Source organism: Kitasatospora sp. NPDC001175, from assembly GCF_053598215.1.
This window is the reverse complement of the sequence record NZ_JBSFJU010000007.1, coordinates 192930-198345: the sequence shown is the minus strand read 5'-3', so window position 1 is coordinate 198345 and position 5416 is coordinate 192930. Positions and strand designations below refer to the sequence as shown.

The following is a 5416-nucleotide window of genomic DNA, read 5'->3' as shown; positions in this document are numbered from 1 at the left end:
GCGATCTCCCGGGCGGCGAGTTCCACCTCGCCCACGCCCCAGGAGCCGGCCACCACCAGTGCGACGGGACGGTCGGTGGGCAGGCCGAACCGCAGCCGCTCGCAGAGCCGTTCGTCCGTCGAGGCCGCCGGGCGGAACTCCCGCCCGACCAGCGGGCCGCTGACCAGCACGCCCCGGGCCAGGTGCCCGCGCGCCTGGGCGGCGGCGACCGGGTGCAGGGCGAGGTGCAGATCGACGCCTCGTGCCACCCAGAGCGGGTGCACCGACATGTCGGTGAGGAAGGTGACCAGTGGGGCGGCGAGTTGGCCGCGCCTACGGAGCCGGCCCAGGGCCTGGCTGGCCAGCGGGTAGGTGGACACCACGGCGCCGGTGTCGGGGCCGAGCAGCGTCCGGGTCCGGCGGGCGGCGGCGCGGGCCGCGAGCGCGCTGACCAGCGCCGCTGACCACCGGTGCCGCTGCAGGCCCTCCAGCAGCCGGCCCCAGGCCCAGGGCGCGACCCGCAGCTCCAGTGCGTAGCTCGCGCGCAGCAGCCGGCCCCAGCCGGGCGGCAGCAGGTCCAGGAAGTCATGGCAGTCCACGGTGAGTCCGAACTGCCGTAGGCGGCGCACCAGTTCGCGGGCCGCGCCGTCGTGGCCGGCGCCGATGCTCGCGGACACCACCGTGACCCGGCGGGGCGGCGTACGGTCCGTCCGCGGAGCCCGACGGCCACCGACCACCGCCAGATGGCGGACCTCGGCCTCGGCCGTCGCTGCGGTGCCCATGGCTCCGCTCTTCGATGGCTTCGGGGTGTGGGGCTGAGGCATCCAGGGCTCCTCGCGCGGGACACTGCGCCGGAAACCTCCGTCCGGCGGTGCGGCTCAGCATCACTCCGGAAGCCTGAAGCCAGCCTGAAGCAAGCTGAAGATCACTTCAGTACGCGCGGAGTCCGTGACCCGGCCGCCTCGCACGGTTCGCGGCGGCAGGGGACGCCGCCGGCAGGATCGGCGAGAGGCCGCGGACGGGGGCAACGGCGAAGAGTGGAGCGGGAGTTCACCGGGTGAGCGGGGCGGGAGTTCGCCGGGGCGGCGAGCGGTGAAAGCAGCCTGCCCCGGCAGTGAGCCTGGGCAGACCACGGAAGCTGCCGGGGCAGGCTGCGCCGAAGCGGACGGCATCCGGCCCCGTGGCGCGGACCACCGAATCCCGGAGGTCTTCGTTCCGCGGATCCCGCCGCGGAACGAAGAGCGCGGGCGGCGGAGTCGGCCCTGCCACGTCGGTTCTGGTTCAGTTTGGCCTTGAACCCCACCAAGATCGTTTCTTGGTGGGGTTCAGGGCCAAGCCAAGGCCGCGGCGGGCTCCGGTGCGGAGATCAGGAGCGGACCAGCCGGGCGATCGCGGCGTTGGCTTCCTTGAGCTTGAGCGCGGCCTCGTCGCCGCCGGCGCTGACGGCGTTGCTCACGCAGTGCGCGAGGTGCTCCTCCAGCATCTGCAGCGCGAAGGACTGGAGCGCGCGGGTGCTCGCGGAGACCTGGGTGAGGACGTCGATGCAGTAGGTGTCCTGCTCGACCATCCGCTGGAGGCCGCGGATCTGGCCCTCGATGCGGCGCAGTCTCTTGAGGACGTCGTCCTTGTGGTTGCTGTAGCTGTGCTCGACCATGGGCCTACTCCGGTTCCCTGAAGTGCTCGGCTCCCGCCCTGCCGGGCGGACACCTCCATCGGCGATGCCGGCCGGATCTGCCGGTGTGTCACTCGCGGCGGCCGTCTGACGGGCGTGTGCCACGCCACCGGCCAGCCTACTTTACCCGGGGGCGGTATCCGTGGAAACGGATCCGGCCGGGACTGCCGGGACGGTTCGGGCCTGCTGGGCGAGCGCGGCGGCGGCGGCCGGCGCCAGGAGTACCGCGCCGATCGCCAGCCCGGCGGCGGTCCCGCTCGGGCCGCCGGAGAGCGTGCCCGCCAGCAGCGGGCCCAGGCACTGGCCGAGGGCGAAGGCGGTGCTCCTCGGCTGTGCCGAGCCGGCCCCGGGTGTCGTCGTCGGCGCCGCGGGCCGGTGCTCGCTTAGCGCGTCCACGTCCGATCCGGGGCGCTTCGCGGACCAGCGGGCGAGGGTGGCCCGGGGGTGGTGCGCCGCGGGTCGACGGCGCGCCACCCCCGGGGCTTCGGTGGCCGGCGGGTCAGACCAGCTCGTACCCGGCCTCGTCGATGGCCTCGGCGACGGCTGCGCGGTCCAGCGGCTGCTCGCTGTCGACGGTGACGACGCCGGTGGCGAGGTCGACGGCGACAGCGGTGACGCCCGCGATCCTCTTCAGCTCCGCAGTGACGGAACCGGCGCAGTGTCCGCAGGTCATGCCCTTGACGACGTAGACCGCCCGGGTGCCGGCCTCGGCGACGGGGGCGGTGCTGCACGAGCCGCCGCCGCAGCAGGAACCTGCGACCTGGGCGACGTCTTCGGTGAGGAGGTTCTCGGGCATCGGATGCTCCCTTGCTGGATCTCTCTCACGCGCGGGGCCGACGGCCGAAGTGCACGGTCTTCGCGGTCAGCAGGAACAGGTCGGACCGCCGGTCGACACCCGCCGGGTCGGCAGGGTCGAGCAGCCGGTCCAGCACCGCCAGGTCCTCGCTGTCCAGTGCCCCGTCCAGCGTCGCACGCTGCCGTTCCAGCAGCCGTCGCACCGACCGCCGCGGACCCTCGGCGAGCGGCGCGGGGTGGTCCACCAGGAACGTGCGGCTGCGCACCTCGGTGAGCCGGGCGGCCCGCAGCATGCCGGGCCAGTCCTCGACCACCGTGACCGTGCCGGGCAGTTCGGCCCGCATCCGGGCGAACCGGTCGGCCGTCGCGACGTCCAGCCGCTCCTGCAGCCCGGGACGTCCGAAGCCCAGGTCGCGCGGCAGCCAGCGGGCCGGCAGACCGCCCTCGACGATGGCCAGCGCGCCGCCCGGGCGCAGCAGGCCGGCCAGTTGGTCGAGCGCGTCCTGCTGGTCGCCGACATGGTGCACCACCTGGCCCGACCACACCAGGTCGGCCGGGCCCAACTCGCCCAGGTCCGAGGGGAATTCAGCCAGTCTGGTGCGCAGCCGGACGCCCAGTCGCCCGGCCCGCTCCTGCGCGCGGGCCAGTAGCTCCGGCGTCCCGTCCACCGCCGCGACCTCGGCCTGCGGGAAGAGGGCGGCCAGGCAGCAGGCCGCGACACCCGGACCACTGCCCACGTCCAGGATCCGGCGCGGACTGAAGTCGGTCAGCTGCCGCAACTCCTCGAAGGCCTGGCGCACATAGGGGCTGTGCGTCTCACCCTCCACCTCCAGCAGATCAGCCATCGCGGCCCAGTCGAAGTCGTTCGTCACACCAGCTCCAGCAGTTCGTCCGGCAGTGCGCCGGCCAGTTCTCCGTCGATGGGGTCCGGGTTCAACGCACGCACGGCCGCCGCCCCGGCGGCCGCGGTCCGACGGCGGGCCCGGGACGGCAGCGGCGCGGCATCCGGTCTGCCGACGCCACCGCCGACGGCCAGTTCCACGTGCATGGTTGGACACCTCCTGCCGCCGACCATGCGCCCGGGCGCTCTCAGTTGACAAACCATGTTGCCATTTCTGCAATAGGGGGATGGAAGATGTACTCGCCGCCGTCGGGCCCAGGCTCAGGAGCATCCGCCAACAGCGCGGGTGCACGCTCGCCACGCTGTCCGAGACCACCGGGATCTCGGTCAGTACGCTCTCCCGGCTGGAGTCGGGACAGCGCAGACCGAGCCTGGAGCTGCTGCTGCCGATCGCGCAGGCCTACCAGGTCCCGCTGGACGAGTTGGTCGACGCGCCACCGGTCGGCGACCCGCGGGTGCGGCTGAAGCCGGTGGAGCGCGGCGACTCGACGGTGATCCCGCTGACCCGGCAGCCCGGCGGACCGCAGGCGTTCAAGATGGTCGTCGGCACCAGTCGCAGCAAGCCGGAGCCCCGGACGCACGAGGGCCACGAGTGGCTGTACGTGCTCAGCGGCAGACTGCGGCTGGTGCTCGCCGAGCACGACATAGTGCTCAAGCCGGGGGAGGCCGCCGAGTTCGACACCCGGTTGCCGCACTGGTTCGGCAGTACGGGGGAGGGACCGGTGGAGATCCTCAGCCTGTTCGGGCCGCAGGGCGAGCGGATGCACGTCCGCGCGAAGCCGCGCGCGAAGTAGGTGTCGGGCAGGGGGAGTTCCTCCGTGCTCGGCACCGGGCCGGTGTCGAGTTCGACCGACTGGTCCGGCCCGGCCGGGACGAGGACCACCGCCCCCCTTCGTGACCTCGCTGCTCCGCTGGCTCCACGCCGACGGCGTCCTGGTGGCGCGCACCCGGGTGCTGCCGTACTGCGGACCGTGCGAGCGCGCGCTGTACGGGAAGTTCGTCAGGGGCGACTGCCCTTCATGCGGCGCCCAGATCGAGGACCGGGCCGCCGGTGCGGCGGGCCGCTCTCAGATAGCCGACGATGTCCGCGGCGTGCGGGTTGAGCAGGAAGTCCTGCAGCCAGGTGGTGTGCGGGGTGGGAGGCGCCATCGACTCCACCCCCGGGGTCCAACGGATGCCGGCCGGCCGGCGGATGTCGTGAGGGGGGTCGAGGGGACGCGAGCGGGGCGGGCCCGGACAGGCTGCGGATGGCCATGGCTCCTCCGGAGTGCGCGCAGGTGCCCCGCCGGGGACGGCCGGTGCCACGAGAGCACCCGGGGTCGTCCGCCAGTCTCGGCCGCGGAGCCGGACCCGAGCCAGTGACGGGTGCGGGGGCCACGTGTTGGCGGGTGGATGCCACGGCTCGATCCGGACTGAGATTCGAATATATGCAGTCATATAAACGAAGAAATGCTCCCTTTGGGTATCGCGATGCGGCGCTACGCAAGGCCGTTCGGGTTAATAACCACATCGATATTTTGATCGTGCTGTGTGTATGCGCTGGATAAATCGGCCCTTGTTGTAGACAGAGAATCCGCTTTGCCGATCACATTGGGAGCATCATGAAGACCCGCGCAGCCGGTCTCGTCGTGTCGGGACTGACCTCGTTCGCCCTGGTAGTGCTGGGAGGCAGCCCAGCGCACGCGCACTCCGACTGGACCTCGGACGTCATGCCCGGCGACATGGGGACGAGCAATTCCCCCTGGGTGGACGCGCTTCTCGGCCAGGCAGGAACGGAGGACAGTGTCAGCCCCGAAATGGCACCTCCCGAAGAGGGTGCTGCGCAGGCCGACGAAGGCGCCGACGGCATCGAGTCGCAGGAATTCGAGGGTGCGCCGGAGTGGGAGAACCGCCACCGGACGGCCGGACCGGCGGAGCTGCCCGGCCTCGCGTGGGTAACCCCGCGGGGTAGCCATTGCGACGAGCGCTGCGAGGAGCGCGACGAGGACCATGGCAATGGTGGGGAGCGCGACGAGGACCATGGCAATGGTGGGGAGCGCGACGAGGACCATGGCAATGGTGGGGAGCCG

Annotated in this window: 9 protein-coding genes; 2 read left to right on the top strand and 7 right to left on the bottom strand. The window is 72.4% G+C overall.

All coding sequences use genetic code 11. The features are described from left to right. From ACWDAK_RS08255 to ACWDAK_RS08230, 6 genes are all read right to left on the bottom strand, one after another. Positions 1 to 761: MGDG synthase family glycosyltransferase (locus ACWDAK_RS08255; protein ID WP_449806449.1), on the bottom strand; the 761-nt coding region annotated here is incomplete at its 3' end. Positions 762 to 1345: 584 nt separating this feature from the next. After that, positions 1346 to 1756 carry a metal-sensitive transcriptional regulator gene (locus ACWDAK_RS08250; protein WP_425557633.1) on the bottom strand — a complete coding sequence of 137 codons (411 nt, stop codon included), beginning with the start codon at positions 1754 to 1756 and terminating at the stop codon, positions 1346 to 1348. 18 nt (positions 1757 to 1774) lie between these two features. Beyond that, complete coding sequence (locus tag ACWDAK_RS08245; protein ID WP_344637115.1) at positions 1775 to 2047, bottom strand: hypothetical protein; 273 nt, start codon at positions 2045 to 2047, stop codon at positions 1775 to 1777. 103 nt (positions 2048 to 2150) lie between these two features. Further along, positions 2151 to 2447 (bottom strand): heavy-metal-associated domain-containing protein, encoded by a 297-nt coding sequence (locus ACWDAK_RS08240; RefSeq protein ID WP_427396086.1) that lies wholly within the window; start codon positions 2445 to 2447, stop codon positions 2151 to 2153. 25 nt (positions 2448 to 2472) lie between these two features. Beyond that, on the bottom strand, positions 2473 to 3318 hold the full coding sequence (locus tag ACWDAK_RS08235; protein ID WP_344637113.1) for a class I SAM-dependent methyltransferase: 846 nt from the start codon (positions 3316 to 3318) through the stop codon (positions 2473 to 2475). Continuing rightward, entirely contained in the window at positions 3315 to 3494 is a 180-nt protein-coding gene (locus tag ACWDAK_RS08230; RefSeq protein WP_344637112.1) for a hypothetical protein, read from the bottom strand. The genes ACWDAK_RS08235 and ACWDAK_RS08230 overlap by 4 nt, the downstream gene beginning before the upstream one ends. 80 nt (positions 3495 to 3574) lie before the next feature. Between ACWDAK_RS08230 and ACWDAK_RS08225 the strand changes: the two genes are divergently transcribed. Continuing rightward, positions 3575 to 4141, top strand: coding sequence for a helix-turn-helix domain-containing protein (locus tag ACWDAK_RS08225; RefSeq protein WP_344637111.1), 567 nt, complete (start codon positions 3575 to 3577; stop codon positions 4139 to 4141). 223 nt (positions 4142 to 4364) lie between these two features. Here the strand turns inward: ACWDAK_RS08225 and ACWDAK_RS08220 are convergent, their stop codons facing one another. Next, positions 4365 to 4496, bottom strand: coding sequence for a hypothetical protein (locus ACWDAK_RS08220; protein WP_427396085.1), 132 nt, complete (start codon positions 4494 to 4496; stop codon positions 4365 to 4367). 452 nt (positions 4497 to 4948) lie between these two features. On the opposite strand from ACWDAK_RS08220, the gene ACWDAK_RS08215 reads away from it, so the two are divergent. Beyond that, a partial coding sequence (locus ACWDAK_RS08215; protein WP_449806448.1) for a hypothetical protein occupies positions 4949 to 5416 on the top strand: 468 nt, incomplete at its 3' end.

What these genes read in the sequence shown, in the direction of transcription:
- ACWDAK_RS08240 (WP_427396086.1), bottom strand. Translation starts at nt 2,447, where the DNA reads ATGCCCGAGAACCTCCTCACCGAAGACGTCGCCCAGGTCGCAGGTTCC.
- ACWDAK_RS08225 (WP_344637111.1), top strand. Translation starts at nt 3,575, where the DNA reads ATGGAAGATGTACTCGCCGCCGTCGGGCCCAGGCTCAGGAGCATCCGC.
- ACWDAK_RS08220 (WP_427396085.1), bottom strand. Translation starts at nt 4,496, where the DNA reads ATGGCGCCTCCCACCCCGCACACCACCTGGCTGCAGGACTTCCTGCTC.
- ACWDAK_RS08230 (WP_344637112.1), bottom strand. Translation starts at nt 3,494, where the DNA reads ATGCACGTGGAACTGGCCGTCGGCGGTGGCGTCGGCAGACCGGATGCC.